We start from the raw sequence: 25,450 nt of genomic DNA on the forward strand, positions 1-25,450 counted from the left end.
ACGCAAAATACTTTAAATAGAGTAAAACAATGAAAGATTTAACGAAATTATTTATTAACGGCCTTTGGGTTGAACCGCAATCAAAACAAACCTTGGACGTGATTAATCCAAGTAATGAAAATGTTGTCGCCAAAGTTGCCAACTCGAATGTTGATGACGTGAATTTGGCTGTCGCTGCAGCGAAAAGTGCTTTCGATGATTGGTCTTTAACTCCCGCTACCGAGCGCAGCAAAATAATCAATAACATTGCCACTCGTATGGAAGAGCGAAAAGCTGAATTAATTACCGCAGTATCACAAACAATGGGCTGCCCTGAACACATCGCCGGCTGGTTACAAGTGGATGGGCCTATAGAAGGTATGACATTATTTGCCGACAAAGCCCATTTAACTGAACAAATCAAAGACGCAGGGTCATCGCTAATTATTAAAGAAGCGGCTGGTGTGTGCGCGTTTATCAATCCATGGAATTACCCATTGCACCAGTTCGTTGGTAAAGTGGGGGCGGCACTTGCTGCCGGTTGTACTATGGTCGTTAAACCTTCTGAGCAAACACCATGGCAAGATTATATTATGGCGGAAATTTTTGTTGAATGTGGTTTACCAGCAGGGGTGTTTAATTTAGTACCAGGGCTTGGAGCTGTAGTTGGTGAAGCCTTATGTCGTCATATTGATGTTGATGTAGTGTCATTCACCGGCTCTACTCATGCAGGTATCAAAGTTGCACAAGCAGCAGCCCCAACAGTAAAGCGTGTTACCCAAGAGTTAGGTGGCAAGTCGCCTTTTATCATTACCGATGATGCTGATTTAACTGCAGCGATTAAATACGGTGTTGAAGATGTAATGCTTAACAGCGGTCAAACCTGTACCGCCTTAACCCGCATGCTTGTGCCACAATCTAAATATACAGAAGCGGTAGCATTAGCAAAATCTTGCGCTGAAAGTTTAGTGGTGGGTAATAATGAGAATGCTTTCTTAGGGGCAATGAGCTCAAAAGCGCAACAGCAACGAGTATTAGAGTATATTAGAATTGGAGTTGAAGAGGGCGCCGAGTTGATTTGCGGTGGCTTAGAATCTCCTCTTGTTGAGCAACCGGGATTTTATGTTGCGCCAACTATCTTTGCTGGCGTCAACAATAATATGCGTATCGCCAGAGAAGAAATATTTGGTCCGGTGCTTTGCATGATCCCATACCAAGATCTTGATGAGGCCATTACTATTGCAAATGATACTCCTTTTGGTTTGTCCTCTGGGGTATATGCAAATGATGAAGCAAGTGCCATTAGCATTGCTCGAAAAATTCGCGCCGGGCAGTGTTATATCAACGGTGCTTTTTTTAACTATTTAGCCCCATTTGGTGGTTATAAACAATCTGGCAATGGTCGAGAATTCGCTGATATTGGCGTTGAAGAATTTCTTGAAACCAAGGCGATTCAACGCGGTTAATTTTTAGAGGTAAATTTTATGTCAAACAACACTTATAACCAGCCATTAGGCGGAAATGAAATGCCACGTTTTGCTGGCCCGGGTACTATGTTTCGCCTGCCTAGTAGTGCAGCTACTGACGAAATCGATATTGGTATTGTTGGAGTGCCTTTAGATATTGGTGCAAGTAACCGCAGTGGTACGCGTTTTGGTCCTAGGTCGGTACGCAATGAATCGGTATTGGTACGTCCGTATGGTATGTATACCAAAGCCGCGCCGTTTGATAGTTTTCAAATTGCAGATATTGGTGATGTCGCCATCAATACATTTAGTTTAGCCGATTCAATTAAAATTATTGAAGCTCATTATGACAACATCATGGTGCGAAATATTAAGCCGGTAACTGTTGGTGGTGACCATACCATTAGCTTGCCTATATTACGGGCGTTATACAAAAAACACGGCACTATGGCATTAGTGCATATAGATGCTCATGCCGATATCAATGACAATATGTTTGGCGAAAAAGAATGTCATGGCACTATTTTTAGACGCGCTATTGAAGAAGGTTTAGTAGACCCTAAAAAAATGGTGCAGATAGGACAACGTGCTACAGGATATAGCTCAGATGATTTTCAATGGGCAATTGATCAAGGTGTGCGAGTTGTGCAAGCTGAAGATTGTTGGTTAAAATCTTTATCGCCATTAATGAGTGAAGTGCGCGAATTAATTGGTACTGAAATGCCGACCTATTTAACCTTTGATATTGATGGCATTGACCCCGCTTTTGCTCCAGGCACAGGAACCCCAGAACCTGCTGGTTTAACCTCACCACAAGCGTTAGAAATTATCCGTGGTATGTATGGTACTAATCTTATTGGTGCCGATTTAGTTGAAGTTTCCCCGCCTTACGATACAACAGGGAATACCTCGTTATTAGCGGCCAACTTAATTTTTGAAATGTTATGCAGCTTTCCAGGCTGTATCCGTCGATAAACATTTAATTAGTATTATAGAGAAGATTTAAAATGACTAGAGCTACTGATTTTGCAATCACCAGAGAAGAGTTATTAGGTACCGACATAGAACCAAGTTATTCGGGGGTGTTAAGTTTTGTCAGACGAAAATATAGCCGAGACTTAACGCATGCCGATGTTGCGGTAACAGGTATTCCTTATGATTTAGCCTGTACTAATCGCCCTGGCGCCCGCTTTGGTCCACGAGCAATTCGTGAAGAGTCGTCCGCTATAAACTGGGGTACAGTACCGCATTGGGGTTTTGATCCATTTGACGAACTTGCCGTGGTTGATTTCGGCGACTGTGGCGTTGACAGCAGTTTGCCAGAAAGTATTCCTAATGAAATTGAAGCTCATACCAGCAATATTATTGCTAACGACTGTGCAACATTGACTTTAGGTGGTGATCACTTTGTCACTTATCCCATTTTAAAAGCATATGCGAAAAAATATGGCAAAGGACTGTCCCTTATTCATTTTGATGCGCATTACGATACCTGGAACGACAGAGCCGGAAAAATTGAGCACGGCACCATGTTTTACCATGCGGTAAAAGACGGCATTATTGACCCTGCTAAGTCAGTACAAATAGGTCAACGCACATCAATTGAAGACACTATGGGCTTTAACGTCTTGAATAATCAGTGGGTGCATGAACATGGCGCCGAGCAAGCAGCCGCTAAAATTAAAGAGCTTGTTGGCGACAACCTGTGTTATTTAACGTTTGACATTGATTGTTTAGATCCAAGTTTTGCACCCGGTACAGGTACACCTGTTATTGGCGGTTTATCTACCTACCAAGCACAAAGAATTCTCCGTGGGATTGAAGGTATAAATGTTATTGGCATGGATGTAGTCGAGGTCGCACCCGCCTATGACCATGGCGCCATAACTGCTTTAGCCGGAGCTTCATTGGCTTTAGATATGCTGTGTTTATTCGCTCGTAAGCCAAGTGCGTAGCAATAACGTAAAAAATAATTAGGCATTGCTATTTGAGTTGCTCTCTTTTTAATAAGTTGTGAGGGTAATAAAAGTAGTAATGCCTTTTTTCAATTGGGTAAGACCAAATTCACAATCGCAATCAATGCGCCTACAAATAGCACTACCCCAATCAAGCCAACTACAACGAAGTGACTGAACTTACCTTTAGTAAAGTCTCGCTCGCGATTTTTATCACTTTGTACACCAATAAATGCTGCAGCGACACTTCCTGCAACATCTTTTAGTGATGATTCAGGCTCATCTTTTGAAGGTGTTTCAGGCTTTTTATTATCGTCCATAATTAGTCCATGCGATTGATCAGAAAACTAGATTAACAGTCAGCGCATGAAAATTAAACTAATAAAGTGGTTGGACCAGTTAGAATTTCTGTTATACTCAATGCCAAATTATATGCGATAAGATAAATTTCAGGGCTAGGATTTCCACTATGTTGAGCTATAAAGCACCAGTAACAGATATAAAATTTTTACTTGAAGACGTGTTTAAATATTACGATCACTACCAAAAACATGCTGAGTTCGAAGAAGCAACTCCTGATCTTGTTGATGCAATTGTTAGCGAATGCGCCAAGTTTTGTGAGAATGAATTATTACCGTTAAATCAAAGTGGCGATAAAGAAGGTTGTACATTTAATGATGGTGTTGTGACCACACCAAATGGCTTTAAAGAAGCCTATAAACAATATGTTGATGGTGGTTGGCAAAGCTTGTCACATCCAATTGAGCACGGTGGTCAAGGTTTACCACCATCGTTAGGCATGGTGAAATCAGAAATGATGGGCACTGCCAACTGGTCTTGGGCTATGTACCCAGGTTTGAGCCATGGCGCAATGAATACCATTCAAGTACATGGCAGCGATGAGCAAAAAGAGCTTTACCTTACCCGTTTAACGACAGGCACCTGGACCGGTACTATGTGTTTAACTGAACCACAATGTGGCACAGATTTGGGCCAGGTAAAAAGCAAAGCTGAAGATAACGGCGACGGTACCTATAACATTACCGGTACCAAAATATTTATTTCTGCCGGTGAACATGATTTAACCGACAATATTATTCATATCGTTTTAGCCCGCTTACCAGGCGCCCCTGCTGGAACAAGAGGTATTTCGTTATTTATCGTACCTAAGATGCAAACAGATCAACAAGGCAATATAGGTGCAGCAAACAATGTCACTTGTGGCTCTATTGAAGAAAAGATGGGCATTAAAGCGTCTGCAACAGCAGTGTTAAACTTTGACAATGCTAAAGGGGTATTAATTGGCCCGGAAAATAAAGGCTTAGAATGTATGTTCACCTTTATGAATACCGCACGTGTAGGCACGGCGTTACAAGGTGTTTGTGCCGCAGAACTCGCTTATCAAAACTCACTTATTTATGCGAAAGAGCGTTTATCAATGCGCTCTTTAACGGGTAAAAAACACCCTGATAAGGTTGCGGATCCTATTATTGTGCATCCAGATGTTCGTAAAATGCTGATGACGCAAAAAGCTATTAGTGAAGGTGGTAGAGCAATGATCTATTACACCGCTAAATTAGTTGATGATATCGAAATGGCGAAAACTGAAAAGGAGCGTAAGCGCGCCGATTACCGATTGGGATTTATCACTCCAATTTTAAAAGCCTTTTTAACCGAGTTAGGCTCTGAAAGTGCAAATCTCGGCCTGCAAATATTTGGTGGCCATGGTTATATTAAAGAATGGGGCATGGAACAAATTGTTCGTGATGCACGCATTTCTACCTTGTATGAAGGTACAACCGGAATTCAGTCTTTAGATTTGTTGGCTCGTAAAATACTGCTAAATCGCGGTAAGTCGTTCAAACAGTTTGCTTTCGAAATTTTAGGGTTTTGTAAAGATAAATCTATGGTATCAAGCAACCCGCATAAAGCCGCAATGAATCGCTTCATTTGGCCACTCAGTAAAGCGACAGCAAATTGGCAGCAATACACGTTGCGTTTAGCTTTGAAAGCGAAAAAAGACCGAGACATTATCGGCTCAGCTTCTGTCGATTATCTGATGTATTCAGGTTATGTGACCATGGCCTACTTTTGGGCGCAAATGGCTCAAGCCGCTTATGAAAAACTGGCAACTGATGTCGAAAATAGAGATTTTTACCGCGCTAAAATCAAAACTGCGGAATTCTATTTTGAACGCATGCTACCAAGAACTAAGTCGTTAGCAGAAACCATGATGGCTGACCCTAAAACCTTAATGCAACTTGATGAAGAATTGTTAAGCTTTGTCTAAGTAGGGCGATAAATTCGATTGAAAAACAATTACCACTGGAAATTGAGTAAATTTTCAGTGGCTTTTTTATTGATAAATTAACCAAATACAATGGTTTTGTTGTTGTGCACCAATACTCGCTCTTCTAAATGATTCCTTAAACCGCGCGACAATACACTCTTCTCTACATCTTTACCCAGACGAACAAGATCATCCACTTGATGATAATGATGCACTCGGGCAATATCTTGATCGATTATAGGTCCAGCATCGAGATTTTCAGTAACATAATGACAAGTGGCGCCAATCAGTTTTACGCCGCGTTCAAGTGCTTGATGATAAGGTTTTGCCCCCATAAATGAAGGTAAAAAACTGTGGTGAATATTAATCACCTGATTTTGATATTTTGCACACATCCAGGGTGGTAGTATTTGCATATATCTGGCCAATACTACTGTGTCAGGTTGATATTTATCTATGATATCAGATGTCGCATTAAATGCAGTTTCTTTGCCTTTCTCATCTTTTGGTACGGCTATATGAAAGTATGGTATCCCAAACCATTCAACGTACTCTTTTAAGTCTGGATGATTTGAAATGACACAGGGAATGTCAAAGTCTAATTCGCCACTTTTCCAACGGTATAATAAATCCTTTAAACAATGATCAATCTTACTGACCATCAACAACACTTTGGTTTTCTTCTGCGTGTCGGTTAACTTAAAGTTCATTGCATAGCGTTCAATAATAGGTAAGAACAACACCTGAAAATCTTCAGCATTCATTCGCAAATTTGCCGGGTCAATAACGTAGCGCATATGAAACATGCCACTGCTATCGTCACTGTACTGATGCGACTCAATAATATTGCCGCCATGACCGGTGATAAATCCACTAACGTCGGCAATAATACCTGGCCTATCGGCACATGAAATGGTTAAGCGGTAGGGATGTATCATGGCTATTCCTTAAATAACTTATTAAATTTTCTATTAAATACAGTTTTATCATTAGTTTAGGCTATTTACCTAGAATTATGTTTTATATCTAATACCAATCGTCTTAAGTAATGCCTTATCTTGACTTGTGGCTTGCACAATCTAGTATTTAATATATTCAATCATACTGAGTTTTGATTTATGGCGGCTCCCCCAATACGCGAAAACGTTGCACAACTTATTGGTAACACCGATCTAATGCGTATCAATAGTGTTTCTGATTTAACCGGTTGTGAAATCTTATTAAAATGCGAACAACAAAACCCTGGGGGATCAATAAAAGACCGAGCAGCGCTGCAACTTGTTGAAGATGCTATTGCTAGTGGTAAACTGAAACCGGGCATGACCATAGTTGAGGGCACAGCGGGTAATACTGGTATTGGATTAGCATTAGTGGCAAGGGCTTTGGGGTATAAAATGGTAGTGGTGATGCCCACTGGCCAAGCTCGAGAAAAGGAACAAATGGTAGAACTATATGGCGCAACATTAAAATTAGTGCCTGCTTGTGGTTTTGCTGATCCTAATCATTTTTACCATACGGCGAAACGCTTGGGGGAAGAAAATGATGATTATTGGTGGGCCGATCAATTTGAAAATATCAGTAACACTAAAGCGCATTACGAGCATACTGGTCCAGAAATATGGCATCAAACACAAGGTCAAATTGACGCTTTAGTGTCAGTTGTTGGTACTGCCGGCACGATTGCTGGTAATTCCCAATATTTGTCAGAGCGAAATCCTAATTTAAAAACTTGGCTTGTCGATCCTGATGGCTCAGGCCTGTATAGCTACTTAAAAAACGGTAAATTTGTCAGTGTCGGCAGTTCATTTACCGAAGGAATAGGGATAATGCGCAGTGTTGAAAATTTTCGCCAAGCCAAAATAGATTGTGCCATTACCTTGCCTGACCAAGATTTAATCGATATTTCACGTCATGTTCGCAACTGTGATGGGATTTTATTAGGTAGTAGTTCAGCACTTAATGTTGCTGGTGCTATGTATGCGGCGGCAAAAATGGGGCCGGGTCATACCATAGTGACGTTTTGCTGCGATCTGGCCGAGCGTTCTTATGCAAAGCTTTATAACCATAACTTTTTACAAGAAAAACATTTGCTCGAAACCAGCGAAACTTTAGTTGAAAAGTTCACTCGCTATCAAGCAGAACCAATAGATAACGTGGTGCGAGTGACTAAATAAATTATTATAGTTAATTGTGTGCCTTCATTAACGTTTTGATGATTGCTACTGGTGTCATTAAATGCTTAAAAATTAGATTTTGCGCTTGTTGCCCATCTCTATTTAACACTGCATTTTGTATTTTCAGATGTTCTTGTTGATTGGCTTTTAGCACGTCATCTTGGCCTATATTAGCTCTGAGCCAAATATTGCGATAGCGTGTGGCTTTATCTGCAAGTGACTGGCGAACCTGAATTAATTGATGTGAACCGCATCCTTCAGCAATTGCATCATGAAAGTCTTTATGGCGTTTCTGCCAAATAGTAACATCGATATTTTCACTGTTGCCATACTTATTTAAACAATGCGCAGCGGCAATAATTTTTGCTTCCCAATCGTCATCGCCCAGTTCGACTGCCATTTTAATGCATAAGGTTTCAATTTGTGCTCTTGCCTGATAAATGTCTTCAAGCTCATCTATCGATATTGGACTGACGCGAAAGCCACGCTGATTCTCTACAATCACTAGCTCTTCAACTAAAAGTTGTGATAAGGCCTCCCGCAATGGGCTTGTACCAACAGCATAACGCTCTTTGAGCTTACTCATTAATAACTTAGTGCCAGGGGCGAATTCACCACTAAGGATGTCATTTTTAAGGTTACCCAACACTTGGCTGGCAAAATTACTGCTTTTTGTAGTCATTACTCGATCATTTTTATCACAATGGCGTCAATATTATCCTAATGCGTTTTTATTAATAAATATATATGTATTAAAAATAATACCTAACACTTCTGGGGTATCGTTAAAATTACATAATGTTGATATTTTTATAAAATGTCGACATTATTATTTTGTCGCATAAAATCAATAAATAAGAATTTCTTTAAATTAATGAATAGAGGTTTACAATGAATGCAACAGCCCAGCAAATAGCAAACGAGTTCGATCATAAAGGTTTTACAATTAGTCCCTATGCGAATAATTCACGCTTACAGTTAATAACATTGCATGCAGATACGGTTAAATTATTTATTAAACAAGTATCGCCTTATGGTTTACAGGCAATTGAATACAAACCATTCTTACGTTTTAAAGTTGCTGACATTCTTAATAAACTCACTAATAATCAATTGGGTGAATTTTTATTAGGTACGATTAAAAATCGTGAAACCGGTGCATTTTTATTGCAATACGAAGCTAGCCAAGAGCAAATTGCCGATAATGATTTTAAGGTTATTTTATCAACGGCAATATCGCACTTAATTGGTGTGCCAAATTTTGACTCTATGTACGGTAAGTTTTATGCGCGCTTTAGTGTCAATAATACCGACAATAGTGACAGTTATTTACGCCAACCACACCGTCGCATGGAGCTGCATAATGATGGTACTTATGTAAGTGAACGAACTGATTGGGTGATAATGCAAAAAATGGCTGAAAAAAATATGGAAGGCGGTGATTCTTTGCTATTGCATGTTGACGATTGGCAACAGCTCGATCAATTTTATCGTCATCCTTTAGCGAAAGAAGATATACAATGGATGTCACCAGCAAGTAAAAATGTTAACTACAAAACTCATCATCCAGTATTTTTCGAAGAAGATGAACAGGGTCGACCAAAAATGCTATACATAGATCAGTTCTGTGAACCACTTAACATGCGCCAAGGCCAATACTTACATGATATCGGTGAATCACTAGAAGCTGAGGCTAATACCTTTAATGTTCGAGTACCAACCGGTAGTTTACTTGTGGTAAATAATCATTGCTGGTTACATGGCCGTGATAAATTTATTGCCCATCAAGGGTTACATCGTGAATTACTTCGTCAACGTGGTGCATTTTATGAAAATGCCAAATCTGATTAATGCAGCAACTGATATTAAGGAACCATTATGATGTATGATTATATTATTATTGGTGGCGGGATTGTCGGGGTTTCTACTGCTTGGCAGGTACAACAGCGTTATCCCGATAAAAAAGTATTATTAGTCGAGAAAGAAGATGAATTTGCCTTCCATCAAACGGGTCACAACAGTGGTGTGATCCACGCAGGCGTTTATTATGAGCCAGGAAGTTTAAAAGCCAAGTTTTGTCGTGAAGGTGAGCAGGCGACGGTGAACTTCTGTCAGCAACATAATATCCCGTTTGAGCAATGCGGTAAGCTATTAGTGGCGACTAATGCACTCGAATTGGAGCGTATGCAGGCTCTTTATAGCCGCTGCGTGCACAATGATATTGAGGTGCAATTACTTGACCAACAAGAGTTAAAGCAACATGAGCCAAATATCAGTGGGCTTGGTGCTATCTTGGTAAAATCTACCGGCATTGTTGATTACCAGCTAGTCACTATTAAGATGGCGGAAGAATTTAAAGCTTTGGGTGGCGAGTTTAAATTAAATACTAAAGTTACTGACCTTGTAGAGCATGATGGTTATGTTTCGATACAAACGAATCAAGGTATTTATCAAAGCCGATATTTGATTACCTGCTCGGGATTAATGGCTGATCGTACGGTGAAAATGCTGGGCATTAAAACCAACTTCAAGATCATCCCGTTTAGAGGTGAATACTATCGTTTACCACCTGATAAAAACACTATTGTGAAGCATTTGATTTATCCAATCCCAGACCCTGAGTTACCCTTTTTAGGGGTACACCTGACTCGTATGATTGATGGCAGTGTTACTGTTGGCCCCAATGCAGTATTAGGGTTTAAACGAGAGGGCTACGGAAAAATTAATATCAGTATAAGGGACATTGCCGATATGGTTACTTTTGTAGGCTTTTGGAAAGTGTTACGGCAGAATCTAAAATCAGGCATCACTGAGTTTAAAAACTCCATCTTCAAACGTGGTTACTTGGCATTAGTGCAAAAGTATTGCCCGCAAATTCAGCTGACAGATTTACAGAGTTACCCTGCTGGCATACGCGCGCAAGCGGTTATGGATGATGGCAGCTTAGTGCATGACTTTTTATTTGCCAATAGTAAACGGACCATTAACGTGTGTAATGCCCCGTCGCCGGCGGCAACGTCGGCAATACCGATTGGCCATTACATTTTAACCAAAATTGAAGAGCAATTTAATTAACCTCAGGCTAATTTAAAAAAAGGGGGGATAATTAACCTGAGGTTAATTATTCCCCCTTTGCTGTCAAAGCGATTAACTGCTTATTGATTTTGTTTCTAAAAAGTCTTCAAAACCAAATTCACCCCATTCTCGACCATTACCTGACTGCTTATAGCCACCAAAAGGTGAGGTGTAATGATGAGCTCCGCCGTTGATGCTGATCATCCCTGCTCTAATTTGCCGTGCTATGCGTTGAGCACGTTGCGGGTCAGCCGATTGAATGTAAGCCGCAAGCCCGTAGGGTGTGTCATTAGCAATTTCGATCGCTTGCTCTTCACTGTTATACGGGATCATAACCAATACAGGACCAAAAATTTCTTCTCTGGCGATAGTCATATCATTATTTACATCAGTAAAGATAGTCGGTTTGGTGTAGTAGCCTGTTGCCAAACCATCTGGTTTACCCGTGCCGCCGGTTAATAAGGTTGCTCCTTCATCAATCCCTGCCTGGATCATTGCTTGTACTTTATTAAAGTGCAGCTCACTAACGAGTGGGCCAATGTGCCCGCCACTTTCAGCAGGGTTGCCTACTTTAACTGTTTCTGCCGCAGCTTTGGCGACTGAAATTGCCTGCTGATATTTACTTTCAGGCACTAGCATACGAGTCGGGGCATTACATGATTGACCAGTATTACTCATACACGATTTAACGCCACGGGTAACCACTGCATCGATATCTGCATCATCAAGGATAATGTTTGGCGATTTTCCGCCTAACTCCTGTGCGACTCGTTTTACCGTATCTGCTGCTGATTTTGCTATGGCAATACCCGCTCGGGTTGAGCCGGTAAATGAAACCATATCAATATCTGGGTGTGCAGATATTGCCGCCCCCACTTCTAAACCGTCACCATTTACCATGTTATACACACCGGCAGGGTAACCGGCATCATGAACCATTTGAGTAAATAAATGCGCAGATAATGGTGCAATTTCACTAGGTTTTAATATCATCGTACAACCTGTAGCCAAAGCTGGCGCTACCTTACAGGCTATTTGGTTAATCGGCCAATTCCATGGGGTAATAAAGCCGCAAACACCAATGGGCTCTTTAATTATTTGCGCATTAGCTAAGGTGCGTTGAAATTCAAACTCTTTCAGTGCTGCCAGTGTTGCTTCAATATGGCCTTTACCGCAATCAGCTTGAGCATTGATGGAAAAATCAATTGGTGCGCCCATTTCCAGTGAAATCGCATGCGCCATTTCATCATATCGGTCCATATATTGTTTAAGCAGAGCTTCAAGTAATGCAATACGTTGTTCAACGCTGCTATTGCCATAGGATGCAAACGCTTTACGAGCTGCGGCTACCGCAGTATCAACATTAGCACTTGAGCCTAAAGTAATGTTGGCGATCACTTGTTCATTTGCTGGATTAATAACAGCAAAATCGTTAGTGATAGCTGGGTTTTTCCAGCTACCATCAATATAAAATTGTCTACAGTCTTGCATTTATTTCTCCATATGTTTTTGTAAATATCGTTTATGTACCGCATCACCAAAAGCACCAAACAATGCTGTTGATAACTTGTCTTGATTAAATTTCCATTCAGGATGCCATTGCACCCCAACAGCAAAGCTGTGCTCATCTTGGCTTTTGTCACCTTGATAACGAATAGCTTCCACTAATCCATCTGGTGCATAGGCTTCAGCAACCAATCCTTGGCCAAGTGTTTTAATACCCTGACCATGTAAAGAATTTACGTTGTGGCTTGTTGCATTCAGTAAACTAGCAAATAAGCCATCCTCTGCGAGAGTAACTTGATGAGCCGTTTGATACTGCTCGTCACGTGTCCCATGTTTGTCTTCTCGGTGTTCAATAAATTGTTCGTGCTGATGTAAACATTGGTACAACTCTCCGCCCAATGCAACGTTTAATTCTTGCATACCTCGGCAAGCTGCCAATAATGGAATACCATTTTCAATCGCTAATTTAATTAACGGTAAGCTTGAACCATCACGTTGAGCGTCGTGGCTTTCAGGTGTTGCTGATGCTTCATTTGAATAATGGCTTGGCTGTACATTTGACGGACTACCGGGCAGAAAAATACCATCAAGTTGTTTAAAAAAATCACTATTGAAATGTTTTTCCAGCGACTCTAAATCTTCGCCTGCGGGTTGTGCCGGGATCAAAATAGGTATGGCATTAGACCCGTGTGCTAATGCATTAATATATTTCTCTCCAGCGCCATGAAATCCATTGGCACCATATTTGATGACATCACATACAACACCAACAACAGGTTTAGTTAAATTCATTTTATTTGGCTCCTATACAACTCTTTAGGGGTAATCCAATTGGATATTTTTTATGTAAGACTATTAAACATTAAGAGAGCAAGGTCGACTATAACCCCAAAGAGTAGTTAATACAGACCTTGTATTCATAACGTGCAGAGGATAGAAAATTGAATATAGCAAACAATACTTTTAAAACTTTGAAGGATTTGGATAAGGCTCATTACTTACATCCGTTCACTGATTTGCAAGAACATAAACAAAAAGGTGGAGATATTTTCTCTCGTGCTGAGCATATTTATATTTACAATTCAGAAGGTAAACAATTACTTGATGGGATGTCAGGTCTTTGGTGTAGTAATTTAGGTTACAGTCAACCAACAATAAATAAAGCCATTACTCAGCAGTTAGAAGTACTGCCTTATTATAATAGTTTTTTCCAATGTACTCATCAGCTTGCCGTAGATATGGCGAAATCATTGGTTGAAGTAACGCCTCCTCAGTTCAATAAAGTATTTTTTACTAACTCAGGCTCAGAGGCAAACGATACCAATATTCGCTTAGTACACCGTTACTATAATTTGCTTGAAAAGCCTAACAAGAAGCAGATTATCAGTAGAAAAAATGCTTATCATGGTTCTACTGTTGCCGCAGGCTCTCTTGGCGGTTTCAATGGCATGCATGAGCAATATACCGGTGTAAACTATGTTCACCATATTGCTGAACCGAACTGGTTTGGCTATGACGGCGAGCTTGATCGTGATGCATTTGGTAAGCATGTGGCGCAAGAGCTGGCGGCTAAAATTGATGAATTAGGCGAAGAAAATGTTGCCGCTTTCATTGCTGAGCCTATTCAAGGTGCTGCTGGTGTTATTGTTCCTCCAGAAACCTATTGGCCAGAAATATCAAAAATTTGTAAAGAGCGTGATATTTTACTAATTCTTGATGAAGTTATTTGTGGTTTTGGTCGTACTGGTAATTGGTTTGCTGCAGAAACTTATAATATTGAACCTGACTTATTAACGTTTGCGAAAGGGGTTACCAATGGGTACCAGCCTTTAGGTGGTGTTATGGTGAGTGATAAAGTCGCTGATGTGATCACCTGCAATGAGGGCGAGTTTACTCATGGCTTCACTTATTCAGGACATCCTCTTGCTTGTGCTGCTGGTATTGCGACTCTAGATATTCTAAAAAATGAACAGGTTATTGAAAAAGGCGCAGCAGATATCATGCCGTACTTTCAAGCCAGATTAAGAAGCTTAGAAGATCACCCGATTGTCGGCGAGGTTAGGGGCGTAGGCATGTTAGCCGCTTTGGAGCTGGTGAAAAATAAATCATCAAAAGAACGTTTAGCCCCGGACTGCGAAGGCGGTGCTATTTGTAAAATGCATGCGATAGAACATGGTCTAATGGTGCGTTCGGTTGGTGATGCTATTGTTACTGCGCCACCGCTTATTTGTAGCCGTGAAGAAATTGATTTATTGATCACTCGCTTAACTATTGCTCTGGATTACACCGCCAAGCATTACGGTATTAAGTCCTAAAAAATCACTTAATCACTTAATATAAAAGCAATACTCCTAATGGGTGTTGCTTTTTAATTCATGGAAGAATTAATGCAAACCACCAAGGATGGTTCTAGGTTTGTAAATTCATGGAAGAATTAATGCAAACCACCAAGGATGGTTCTAGGTTTGTAAATTCATGGAAGAATTAATGCAAACCACAAGGATGGCTCTAGGTTTGTAAATTCATGAAAAAATCACTGCAATAAACTGATAATTAACATAAGTCGTTACATTGTTAATATTTAGCATTATAGTTATATCCTCTATTTTTGATTTTGCTATGTAACAAAGATAATTATGAATTATATCGCCCAATTCGCCCAAATCTCTGCCGACTTGATTGATGAATCTGCTGAATTAGATTTTATCGAACGCTTGGCTCTGGGGTTTAAAGCGTTGGTTGAAACCAACGATGTTACCTTCATTTTATATCGTAAGTCTGCCTTGCCGGTAATTGAGTATTTTGATGAGCCAATGAAAGGTGGTAGCTCTAACCTCGATATATTTCTTAAAGGAGCCTTCTTGCTTGACCCTTATTACCTGCATGCAACACAAAAAAATCAACGTGGATTTTTTAGTCTGGAGCAGATCTCTCCAAAAGGTTTTAAGCAAACGGAATATTATCGAACCTGGTATAGCAAATCTGGCTTACAAGATGAATGTGGCTATCTTATTTCGCTAAGCGATGATGACTTTGTCAACATATCGATTGGTCGCACGAGCTCACTTAAGCGCTTTACTAAACAGGAATTGACTTTGCTTAATGATATAAAGCCAATGATTGAAATGTTGGCTAAGCAATATTGGAATAAAAACCATCTTGCCGCCGGTGACTCAGATATTAGAGAAAGAATGCAACATGCGCTGGATAACTTTGGCGTGTCAATTTTAACGAAAAGAGAACAACAGGTTGTGCATTTGATCTTACATGGTCATACCACGAAAACGGTGTCTGAAGAGCTTAATATCGTCGTTGAAACGGTAAAATTACATCGTAAGCATGCCTACGCCAAACTTGATATTAATTCACAGTCAGAATTATTTTATTTATTTATTGATTCATTAATGAGTGTTGAAAAGTATGTCGAGGGCGACCCGTTATCCAACTATATGTAGTTAAGTAATATAACTAACTTGCACCCAGCATAAACAGTCTTGGCTATACTGGGGTCAAGTTAATCAATTTGGTATGAACAGCGAGCAAGCTTGTTTCAGCTATAAGTAGGTTTCATACTCAAGTGTGGTGATCTGACGATTAAATTCGGCAATTTCTTGCTCTTTAGTGGCACTAAATACTCGTTGAAATTCAGTACCAAAATATTCCGCAATAAAGTTTGAATTTTTAAATAAAGCAACAGCTTTCGACCATGAATTTGGCAAACTAGCTGCTACTTGATCGTAGGCGTTGCCTTCAATTGGCTCAGGCGCTTCAAGTTTATTTTCTATCCCATAGAGCATGCCCGCAGTGATTGCGGCAGCAACTAAATGTGGGTTAGCATCTGCTCCGGCAACTCTGTGCTCAATACGCATGGCTTTATGACTTCCGGCCGGAACTCGCACTGCAACGGTTCGGTTTTCATAACCCCAGGTTGGCGTCATCGGCACATGGCTGCCATTTTGAAAACGACGGTAAGAATTTAAATGCGGAGCAAATATTAACATGCAGTCATTTAGGGTTGCTAAACAACCGGCAATCGCATAACGCAATAGGTCATTACCTTCGCTGGTGCCATTATCAAAGGCATTATTACCTTCATTATCAAGTAAACTACAGTGCATATGCATACCATTACCGGCTAAATCAGCGAAAGGTTTAGCCATAAACGAGGCACGTAAATCTAATTGCTTAGCCACACCTTTTATGGTTCTTTGCAGCATTATTGCTTGATCAGCAGCAACTAATGCATCAGGTTGATGATATAAATTTATCTCATACTGAGAAGGTGCAGCTTCAGTGATTAAGGTGTCAATTGGCAGCTTTTGCGCTTTCGATGCATCACGTACGCCATGCATAAATTCAGCCATATCTTGCATAGAGTCCAAGCCATAGGTTTGCCCAGCATCAATGCCTGATGAATTTACCTGAGTATGCAGGGGGCGACCGTGGGCATCATTATCTTGCTCAAATAAGCTAAATTCCATTTCAAATGCCGGCATAGGAGCTAAAGCAGACTTGTTAAAACGAGTAATCACCTGCTTTAATACATTGCGAACATCGTAACTGCATGGAGTATCATCAAAGTTATTAAGCGACATTAGTATTTGTGCTGTCGGACGCTTTAACCAAGGAACGGTTGTTAAGGTACGAACATCGGCGATACAGACACCATCTTCGTCACCACTTTGATAAACCCAACTAAACGGGTCTCGGCCCCAAATATCGAATGCAAGTGCTGTTAATGGTAATTTGAGGCCGCCGTTTAGCACTTTAGCAATGTTATTGCGTTCAATCCATTTGCCACGGAGTTTTCCGTTTATATCGGGCAGTATAACTTCGAAAACCTCCACCTCAGGATGCGCGGTTAGAAATTTCTCTAATAATTCAATATTTTGTTCAGACATAATTAACTCAAGATAATTAAGGGAAAAAGAAAACCCTAGGAAAGTGTTCCTAGGGCTAGGACAAAAAAGGGTTAAAAGTCCATATCGAAGCTGATGCCAACGGTACGAGGTTTTGATGGCCATACAAAAGTATTCACTAAGCCAAAACCGTTTAGGTTATCGGCATCTGCATTTTCCCAACCACGTTCGAAGTAGCTCTCATCGGTAACATTGTCTACGTATAAGCTTACATTCCAGTCAGAGTTACTTGCATAGGTAGCACGCAGACCTAACTCATTCCAGGCATCTACTTTCGCCGTTTCATAGTTGCCTGGACCGCCGTAAACATCATCTTGGAAAACCCACTGAGCGATTAAAGAAAGTTCACCATCGGTTAGCGGATACATGTAAGTGGTAATAATTGAACCACTAAAATCTGGCGCCATCGGTAATTTATTACCAACAGTACCGTCACCTTCTTCAATTTCTTCGGTAATTTCACTGTCCATCCAAGCACCCGCGACACGAATATCCCAGTTATCGCCTGGAGTCCAACGCATATCCATTTCAATGCCTTGGTTTTCTGCTTCACCAACGTTTTTCACTAATTGTGAACCGCTTTCAAAGATGATCATTTGCAAATCTTCATACACATAATTGAAGTAAGCAACATTAAGCTGTACGGTATTGTCAGCGAGCATCATTTTACTACCAATCTCATAACTGGTGCTGGTTTCAGGGTCGAATGCTAATGGCTCACTTCCCTCGGCTAGCACGCCGCCATATTCTTGTGAACCGTCGTTTTGTATGCCAAATGTTGAGTAGCCCCCTGATTTGTAACCTTGAGAAATGTTACCGTAAAGGTTTGTTGTATCAGTTAAGCGATATACTGCAGCAACGCGAGGAGTAAATTCACTCCAAGATTCATCGGCTTGGGTAAAGCCATCGGTATACCATTCAAAAACAAAAGTATTGCCTAAGGCGCCACCTGAATCTAGTACGCTGATCGACATATCCTTTTCGTCAGTGGTATAACGACCACCGAAAGTCAGGTCAAGTTTTGCTGTAGCTTGCCAAGTGATATCGCCATAAACAGACCAGCCAGAGTTTTCTAACTTATCAATATTCGTTTCCGGCTTATTTACTAATAAGTCGGCCGGGTCAATATCATCTTCCCAGTAGGCTTCAAAAATAGGGTCGTCACAACCTAGTGCACCCCCAACGTCATCGGTTTCAATTACAGCAATACACAAGGCATCTTCAGTGTAATAATTGGAAAAAGTCGCATCGATGTCTTCTTGATAGACACTTGCTCCCAAGAACCAGGTAAAAGCACCATCACCTTGATAGTTTAAGCGTAATTCCTGGCTGAAATAATCAACCTCTTGGTCTTGACCATAATTGTTAATTAGACTTGGCTGGGCATCAAAATCTTCCAAATATTCAAAGTCATAGGTTTTGTAGCCGGTAATTGAGGTAAGTAGATATTCGTCTGAAATTTGCCATTCAATATTAGCTTGAACAGTTAATATTTCGCCGCGGTCATAACCTTGGTCGTCCAGGAGGTCAATATTGGCTTTATCTTCAGCGGCATTAGTTTTTTCAGTCCAGTAAACCGATGGATCTTGATCTCTATCTTCATAAGTAACCCGCAATATTGCATCGGTAGAATCGCCTTCATAGCGTAATGACAAGCGAGTTGAATTCACTTCGCTGCCACCTAAATCACCACCGCCAGCTTCATTTTCTAACCAACCATCTTCTCTGACAATGTTACCGGCAGCGCGAAAATATAAACTTGATGTTAACGGAATGTTCACCATACCAGTAACTTCTTGCGCACCATGTTGTGCAACTGTGGCACCAACGCTCGCTTCAAAATCAGAAATTGGTTTATTGGTTGTAATGTTAATGCCACCGGCAATTGCATTACGACCAAATAGTGTACCTTGTGGGCCTTTTACAACTTCGGCTCTTTCCATGTCGTAAAAAGACATTTGTACGCCGCCATTTCGACCAGCCCATACACCATCGGTAAATATGGCAACAGAAGGGTCACCACCAATACCAAAATCATTGGTACCTATACCACGAATGGATAACGCATCAATAAAGCTGTCTTCGGTTTTACCATTGAATCCTGGGGTTAAATCGACTAAATCACGTACATCGGCAATGCCTAACTGATCCATCATATCGCCATTAAATGCCGAAACGGCAATGGGTACTTCCTGTACTGATTGAGTACGTTTCTGCACGCGTACTTCTATTGTTTCAATTTCCCCTGCCTGGACACTGATACAGCCTAATGCCAAAAATATTGGCGACAGTTTAAATAACTTCTGTGATTTTGAATTCATGGTTAAACCTGCTTTAGTTGTAATTAATCTTTTAATGAGTCGCGGTTATACAGTGCTACTCGAAGTTTTATTATTGATATTGTTATTGGTTTGTTAAGCTGGAATTAGATTAAGTAAATTTTTATAAGCGGAACATACCCCCATCAGGTTAGATTTTTTATCGGTAGTTTTAACTAATTATTTGAGAGGAGCATGTAATTGCAATTCATTTCTCCCCCTATAGGGGTAACTTAATCGTGTTAAATTTATGTAACACTGGGGTCTTTGTAGTTCTAGAATTATATAAACCATACCTTTTATAGCATGCATTATGTGTTAGAGGTCGCTTGTTGGTTTAAACGTGGAGAATTGTTGATGAAAGATAAAACGTTGGGAAAAAAGGACCTGGTCCTATTTACGGTTTCCGCTATATTATTGTTGGATACTCTAGCATCAGCTGCCACTGTTGGTGTTTCTAGTATTTTTTGGTGGTTATTTCTCGGACTGACATTCTTTCTTCCTTTTGCCTTAATTAGCGCTGAAATGTCTTGCTCTTACCCTGAACAAGGTGGAATTTATGCCTGGATAAAAACAGCATATGGTAGCCGTTGGGCTGCAAGGGCCTCATGGGGGTACTGGGTTAACACTGCAGTATGGATCCCGGCAATTTCAATTTTATTTGCTGGAATTTTTAAACAATTATTTTTCCCTGATTTAAGTTTATCCAGCCAAATAGCAATAGGTATCACGTTGACTTGGATAACCGTCGCAGTAAATATTGTCAGTTTAGATATAGGCAAATTTGTTCCTGATTCAGGCGCAATTTTAAAAGTACTGATCTTTCTGGTTTTAATCATTGCTGGTTTTAATCATGTTAGTGAGCATGGCATGGCTAATGATTTTTCAATGGCTGCACTTAAGCCTGACTGGCAGGCTAGTTTTCAGTATATTCCGGCCATAATTTACGGCATGTTAGGTTTTGAATTAGTCAGTGCCAGTAGTCAAGAAATGAAAAATCCGGCCCGTGATATGCCAAAGGCAGTACTTATATCGGCACTAATTATTATTCTGTTGTACATTTTTGGCACTATTGCCATGTTAGCTGCCATACCGTCGCAAGATATCAACTTAGTTGAAGGCTTGATGGATACTTTGTATTTATTAATGGGTGATACGCCGGCTGGCAAAACCTTCGCTTTTGCTCTTGGCATTGCAGCCTTATATACCTTCTTTACTAATGGGGTTACTTGGGCATTAGGTTGTAATAGAGCCGCTGCAGAAGCGGCAAAGGTTGGCGAATTGCCGAAGATATTTGCCTGGGAAATCAAAAAGACCGGTACACCACTGGGAGCAAGTATCATGATGGGCTTAGTCAGTACTGTCACTATATTACTTTATGGCGTTTTAGCGGGTTCGAATGAAGATTTATTCTGGTCATTGTTTGCCTTCAGTGCGGTTATTTTTATGTTGCCATATATAGCGATGATGCTAGCGTTTATAAAGTCACGTATTGATGATCCAGAACATGTTCGCCCTTATAAAATTCCTGGAGGGATATTCATCGCTCGCTTATTTGCCTTTTCTTGTATCACTATTTTGAGTATGGCGATTGTGTTATTTATTTACTCACCAGAAGAAGGCATGCAATGGATGGTTCTGGCTGGAGTGGTGGTGACCATTGCGATTGGTGAAATGATTATTTTATCGACAGAGAAATCAAAGGCCTCTACAGCAAGTACATCGATTACAATATAGGGTGTTGGTTGTAAAATAACTGATACCAAGTCCATTAATTATCTGCTCATTTTTACTGGTTAAAATGAATAACTACCGCGTTATAAAATCTTTAAGTAGAATAACTACTTATAAAATTTTATGCCTTGTATTTATCCCTTTTTCCTCAATAAAAAGTAGATCACATAATTAATGGAATTGGTATGAAACAACTTTTAACGCGGATAACGAAAGGCTAACTAGGTAACTAGTTAGCCTTTTTAGGTTTGTAAATTTATTGAAGAAATGTTTGTTATCTAACTAATTACGCCTTGCGTAAATAAATTATTAACTTGTGCATCACTGTAGTCAAGAACTTGCTCTAGTACTTGTTTGCTATGTTGTCCCAAATCAGGAGCAGCGTTATTGTACTGCAAGGGGGTATCTGAAAGGTTAATTGGCGAAGCAATAGTAGAAATAAATTTACCATTATTATCAGCCACCTGCTGCACCATATTGCGGTGTTTAATTTGCGGATGCTCAAATACTTGTTCTAGGGTATTCACTGGTCCACAAGGTACTTTAACTTGCTCCAGAAGAACAACCCAATTCTGCGTGGTATTTTGGGCAAGAATATAAGCAAGTTTTGGAATAAGCTTTACTCTGTTGATAACGCGCTTCTCATTAGTGTGAAACAACACATCATTGGCAAGCTCTGCGCACTTTGCAACAGCACAAAATTTGGCAAATTGACTGTCATTGCCAATCGCTAAAATAATACTGCCGTCTGCTGTGGCGAATGTTTGATAAGGCACGATATTTGGATGGCCATTACCTAGTCTATTCGGGCTTTGACCAGAGGCTAAATAATTCATGCCTTGATTCGCCAATGTGGCAACTTGGACATCAAGCAAGGCGATATCAATGTGTTGGCCAGCATTAGTATGCTGGCGAGCCATTAATGCCGCTAATACGGCATTGGCACTGTAAAGGCCGGTCATCACATCAACTAATGCTACGCCCACCTTCATTGGTTCTCCTTCTGGCTCTCCAGTTAAACTCATCAGGCCGCCTTCGCCCTGAATCATCGCATCGTAACCAGCTTTATGGGCGCTTGGCCCAGTTTGTCCAAAACCGGTAATAGAACAGTAGACCAGTTTAGGGTTAATTTCTTTTAGTTGCGCATAGTTCAAGCCGTATTTAGTCAAACCACCAACTTTGTAGTTTTCTATAAGGACATCAGCTTTAGCGACTAAGTCTTTAATCACTTGTTGGCCTGCACTGGTGGTAATATCGATGGCAATAGATTGTTTATTACGATTGGCACAGTGATAGTACGCAGCCTGTGGTGGCTGCTCGTTACTTGCCGGTTTAATAAATGGAGGCCCCCAGAACCTAGTATCGTCACCTTTTTCTGGACGCTCGACCTTGATAACCTGCGCACCCATATCCGCAAGCATTTGCGAGGCCCAAGGCCCAGCTAAAATTCGACTTAAATCGACAACTTTAATACCATCCAGTGCACCAGTCATTAGCAGAATGCCTGAATACCGGTTATCGCTCGGCCAAGAATTAAAGCATGCACATCATGTGTGCCTTCATAGGTATTTACCGCTTCAAGGTTCATTACATGACGAATTATACCAAACTCATCGCTAATACCATTGCCGCCATGCATATCTCGTGCAACACGGGCTATGTCTAGTGATTTTCCACAGTTGTTACGTTTTAATAACGAGATCAGCTCAACCGGACATTGTCCTGCATCCATCAATCTGCCCATTTGCAAACAGCCTTGTAAACCTAAAGAAATCTCAGTTTGCATATCGGCTAATTTTTTCTGAATCAGTTGATTAGCGGCTAATGGACGGTTAAATTGTTTACGGTCCAATGTATAGGTGCGCGCACTTTCAAAACAATACTCAGCAGCACCTAAAGAACCCCAAGCAATGCCATAACGAGCTTTATTTAAACAGCCAAATGGCCCGGCCAATCCTTTAATCTCAGGAAACATATTTTCTTCAGGCACAAAAACATTATCCATTACAATTTCACCGGTAATGGAGGCTCGAAGTGAGAATTTACCTTCGATTTTCGGTGCCGATAAACCAGCCATGCCTTTGTCAAGAATGAAGCCACGGATCACACCATCAAGTTTTGCCCATACCACAAAAACATCGGCAATTGGAGAATTGGTGATCCACATTTTATTACCTGTAAGTGAGTAGCCACCATCAACTTTTGTGGCGCGGGTATTTAACGAGGCAGGATCACTACCAGAATCGGGCTCGGTCAAGCCGAAACAACCTACCCATTCACCACTGGCAAGTTTTGGCAAATACTTCATTCGTTGTGCTTCACTGCCGTAGCTGTATATAGGGTGCATAACTAGGGAAGATTGCACACTCATCGCACTGCGGTAACCGCTGTCAACACGTTCAACTTCACGGGCAATTAAACCATAACTCACGTAATTGACTTCACTGCCGCCATACTTGCTTGGTAGTGTTGCGCCTAATAACCCCAGTTCACCGAGTTCGCTCATGATGTTTCGATCAAAATGCTCATTGCGATTTGCATCAAGTACTCTGGGCAAAAGCTTTTCTTGGCAAAAATCAAAGGCGGTATCTCTTATCATCCGCTCTTCTTCAGTAAGCTGACTGTCTAAAGACATAGGATCTTGCCAATTGAAAGGGGATAGTGTTTGACTCATGTGTCGCTCCATTGATGGATTTATATTAGAATTTTGAGCTATATAAAATCGCCGTAAATCTTGCTGTTAAATTAGCTTAGCGCTTAATTATAACCGAGTTCATAACAGCAGTTTATCTCACTGTCAGAGGTGTTTAGTTCTGCATGATTGGCCGATATATTCGAGTCTTGACGCACTTTAACCGTTGTTGCATTAACATAAACGTTCGAATGATTGAATTCAGTAACTCGTTCATCATTAGTAATATTTATTGGTTTGTTCATCATGATCTCACTCATTTGTATAGTGTTTAGCTAATACTATTTCAAATATCTGTATTTAAGAACATACCCTTATCGGGTAAGGAATTGATCCTGGTTTATTTAAATACTTCCGCAAAGGCTGTTTTTAATAGCTTAACTTTATTCACTTCTCTTGGTACTTTCTTGTGCACCATAGATAGCTTGAACTGGTACGTGCGCGTACTTGGTTGTATTAATCTAATTTGACCCTGGTTTAACTCATCCTGAATGTAGCTTTGTGACATAAAGCCAATGTAATGTCCTGATAGAATCATCGCTTTACGGGTATCAAATTGATAAGCCTTGGCGACCAAATTTAATTTTTGCAGTTGTTTACGCCCTGAATCATCAATATCTATGCCTGGATGAATAGCAGCTACTTCAGCCAGATTTGCGTCAGTAATTTGGCTATCAACTTTATTAAAAAATGGATGTTCTTTGCCGCAACATAAATAAATGGGCTCGCTGTATATTGGGGTGTAGTTAAGCCCCTCAATTTGTTGGTACCCAGGAAATAAACCTATATGCGCTTTATCTTTTAATAGCGATTTTTCGATATTGGAAATAGAGTCACCATCTAAGACTATATGTAAATTTGGTGCATTATCATGAATATGACGGATAACCCGGGCTAATTTTTGTTGGCGTTTGGTGTCGAGTTGATCGGCACAAAGAATGACTATTTCACCACTGAGTTCTTTACCAAGGGTTCCTACATATAAAGAAAAGTCATTCAAGGAATCAAATAAACTGATCACGGCACGATAAACTTCTTGGCCTTCTTCGGTAAGTGAAAAACCACCTCGACCACGTAAACACAGCTTTAAATTCATCCGCGCTTCAAGATTTGACATATGCACACTAATCGTTGAACGCGTGATACCTAAAGCAACCTCTGCTGCGGCAAAACCGCCATGTTCAACCACAGATACAAAAATACGCAATAAGCGCAAATCGTATTCTGCTATCGGTTTTGGAATGATAGATGTATTACTCAAAGTTTTACCTGCCCCAAACTTAAGGTTTAATGTTTAGTATTTAACATCAGTTTGAATTGTTATTCAATAGAAAAAATAGTT

General features: G+C 40.4%; 21 protein-coding genes. 10 read left to right on the plus strand and 11 right to left on the minus strand.

Annotation, left to right across the window (positions count from 1 at the left end):
- The first annotated feature begins 29 nt into the window (after positions 1–29).
- Genes RI844_RS15225 through speB (RI844_RS15235) form a run of 3 tightly spaced genes read left to right on the plus strand, consistent with a single transcriptional unit; the run spans position 30 to position 3,400 of the window.
- Positions 30–1,445, plus strand: a complete 1,416-nt coding sequence (locus RI844_RS15225) for an aldehyde dehydrogenase family protein (RefSeq protein ID WP_348395522.1) — start codon at positions 30–32, stop codon at positions 1,443–1,445.
- Between the two features lie 18 nt (positions 1,446–1,463).
- Entirely contained in the window at positions 1,464–2,420 is a 957-nt protein-coding gene (speB, locus tag RI844_RS15230; RefSeq protein ID WP_348395523.1) for an agmatinase, read from the plus strand.
- Between the two features lie 32 nt (positions 2,421–2,452).
- A complete protein-coding gene (gene speB / locus RI844_RS15235; protein ID WP_348395524.1) occupies positions 2,453–3,400 on the plus strand; it encodes an agmatinase in 948 nt (315 codons plus the stop codon).
- A gap of 89 nt (positions 3,401–3,489) precedes the next feature.
- On the opposite strand, the gene RI844_RS15240 is transcribed toward speB (RI844_RS15235), so the two are convergent.
- Positions 3,490–3,720 carry a DUF2970 domain-containing protein gene (locus RI844_RS15240; RefSeq protein WP_348395525.1) on the minus strand — a complete coding sequence of 77 codons (231 nt, stop codon included), beginning with the start codon at positions 3,718–3,720 and terminating at the stop codon, positions 3,490–3,492.
- 149 nt (positions 3,721–3,869) lie between these two features.
- On the opposite strand from RI844_RS15240, the gene RI844_RS15245 reads away from it, so the two are divergent.
- Positions 3,870–5,690 carry an acyl-CoA dehydrogenase C-terminal domain-containing protein gene (locus RI844_RS15245; RefSeq protein WP_348395526.1) on the plus strand — a complete coding sequence of 607 codons (1,821 nt, stop codon included), beginning with the start codon at positions 3,870–3,872 and terminating at the stop codon, positions 5,688–5,690.
- A 77-nt stretch (positions 5,691–5,767) separates the two neighbouring features.
- On the opposite strand, the gene purU is transcribed toward RI844_RS15245, so the two are convergent.
- Entirely contained in the window at positions 5,768–6,628 is an 861-nt protein-coding gene (gene purU / locus RI844_RS15250; RefSeq protein ID WP_451923621.1) for a formyltetrahydrofolate deformylase, read from the minus strand.
- Positions 6,629–6,808: 180 nt separating this feature from the next.
- Here purU and RI844_RS15255 point away from each other — a divergent pair, with 180 nt between their 5' ends.
- Positions 6,809–7,864: a cysteine synthase A gene (locus RI844_RS15255; RefSeq protein ID WP_348395527.1), complete on the plus strand. Its 1,056-nt coding sequence runs from the start codon at positions 6,809–6,811 to the stop codon at positions 7,862–7,864.
- 10 nt (positions 7,865–7,874) lie between these two features.
- On the opposite strand, the gene csiR is transcribed toward RI844_RS15255, so the two are convergent.
- Positions 7,875–8,546, minus strand: a complete 672-nt coding sequence (csiR, locus tag RI844_RS15260; RefSeq protein WP_348395528.1) for a DNA-binding transcriptional regulator CsiR — start codon at positions 8,544–8,546, stop codon at positions 7,875–7,877.
- A gap of 209 nt (positions 8,547–8,755) precedes the next feature.
- Between csiR and glaH the strand changes: the two genes are divergently transcribed.
- Both glaH and lhgO read left to right on the plus strand, forming a co-directional pair.
- Positions 8,756–9,715 carry a glutarate dioxygenase GlaH gene (gene glaH, locus RI844_RS15265; RefSeq protein WP_348395529.1) on the plus strand — a complete coding sequence of 320 codons (960 nt, stop codon included), beginning with the start codon at positions 8,756–8,758 and terminating at the stop codon, positions 9,713–9,715.
- A gap of 27 nt (positions 9,716–9,742) precedes the next feature.
- Complete coding sequence (lhgO, locus tag RI844_RS15270; RefSeq protein ID WP_348395530.1) at positions 9,743–10,939, plus strand: L-2-hydroxyglutarate oxidase; 1,197 nt, start codon at positions 9,743–9,745, stop codon at positions 10,937–10,939.
- 72 nt (positions 10,940–11,011) lie between these two features.
- On the opposite strand, the gene RI844_RS15275 is transcribed toward lhgO, so the two are convergent.
- Together RI844_RS15275 and RI844_RS15280 are read right to left on the minus strand one after the other, a co-directional pair.
- Complete coding sequence (locus tag RI844_RS15275) at positions 11,012–12,430, minus strand: aldehyde dehydrogenase family protein (protein WP_348395531.1); 1,419 nt, start codon at positions 12,428–12,430, stop codon at positions 11,012–11,014.
- Positions 12,431–13,237: a gamma-glutamyl-gamma-aminobutyrate hydrolase family protein gene (locus RI844_RS15280; protein ID WP_348395532.1), complete on the minus strand. Its 807-nt coding sequence runs from the start codon at positions 13,235–13,237 to the stop codon at positions 12,431–12,433.
- A gap of 149 nt (positions 13,238–13,386) precedes the next feature.
- On the opposite strand from RI844_RS15280, the gene RI844_RS15285 reads away from it, so the two are divergent.
- Both RI844_RS15285 and RI844_RS15290 read left to right on the plus strand, forming a co-directional pair.
- Positions 13,387–14,760 (plus strand): aminotransferase, encoded by a 1,374-nt coding sequence (locus RI844_RS15285; RefSeq protein ID WP_348395533.1) that lies wholly within the window; start codon positions 13,387–13,389, stop codon positions 14,758–14,760.
- Between the two features lie 321 nt (positions 14,761–15,081).
- The gene (locus tag RI844_RS15290) at positions 15,082–15,900 is read left to right on the plus strand and encodes a helix-turn-helix transcriptional regulator (RefSeq protein ID WP_348395534.1); all 819 of its coding nucleotides are present in this window, start codon (positions 15,082–15,084) and stop codon (positions 15,898–15,900) included.
- Between the two features lie 99 nt (positions 15,901–15,999).
- Here the strand turns inward: RI844_RS15290 and RI844_RS15295 are convergent, their stop codons facing one another.
- Both RI844_RS15295 and RI844_RS15300 read right to left on the minus strand, forming a co-directional pair.
- Complete coding sequence (locus RI844_RS15295; protein WP_348395535.1) at positions 16,000–17,346, minus strand: glutamine synthetase family protein; 1,347 nt, start codon at positions 17,344–17,346, stop codon at positions 16,000–16,002.
- Positions 17,347–17,417: 71 nt separating this feature from the next.
- Positions 17,418–19,685 carry a TonB-dependent receptor gene (locus tag RI844_RS15300; RefSeq protein WP_348395536.1) on the minus strand — a complete coding sequence of 756 codons (2,268 nt, stop codon included), beginning with the start codon at positions 19,683–19,685 and terminating at the stop codon, positions 17,418–17,420.
- Between the two features lie 354 nt (positions 19,686–20,039).
- On the opposite strand from RI844_RS15300, the gene RI844_RS15305 reads away from it, so the two are divergent.
- Entirely contained in the window at positions 20,040–21,419 is a 1,380-nt protein-coding gene (locus tag RI844_RS15305) for an APC family permease (protein WP_348395537.1), read from the plus strand.
- 275 nt (positions 21,420–21,694) lie between these two features.
- On the opposite strand, the gene RI844_RS15310 is transcribed toward RI844_RS15305, so the two are convergent.
- The 4 genes from RI844_RS15310 to RI844_RS15325 form a co-directional block, all read right to left on the minus strand.
- Positions 21,695–22,909, minus strand: coding sequence for a CaiB/BaiF CoA transferase family protein (locus RI844_RS15310; protein WP_348395538.1), 1,215 nt, complete (start codon positions 22,907–22,909; stop codon positions 21,695–21,697).
- Entirely contained in the window at positions 22,909–24,090 is a 1,182-nt protein-coding gene (locus RI844_RS15315) for an acyl-CoA dehydrogenase (protein WP_348395539.1), read from the minus strand. The genes RI844_RS15310 and RI844_RS15315 overlap by 1 nt, the downstream gene beginning before the upstream one ends.
- A gap of 83 nt (positions 24,091–24,173) precedes the next feature.
- Positions 24,174–24,356 carry a hypothetical protein gene (locus RI844_RS15320; protein ID WP_348395540.1) on the minus strand — a complete coding sequence of 61 codons (183 nt, stop codon included), beginning with the start codon at positions 24,354–24,356 and terminating at the stop codon, positions 24,174–24,176.
- A 92-nt stretch (positions 24,357–24,448) separates the two neighbouring features.
- The gene (locus RI844_RS15325; RefSeq protein ID WP_348395541.1) at positions 24,449–25,369 is read right to left on the minus strand and encodes a LysR family transcriptional regulator; all 921 of its coding nucleotides are present in this window, start codon (positions 25,367–25,369) and stop codon (positions 24,449–24,451) included.
- Positions 25,370–25,450 lie beyond the last annotated feature (81 nt).

Origin of the sequence: Thalassotalea fonticola, assembly GCF_032911225.1 — a bacterium.
GTDB classification, from domain to species: Bacteria; Pseudomonadota; Gammaproteobacteria; order Enterobacterales; family Alteromonadaceae; genus Thalassotalea_A; species Thalassotalea_A fonticola.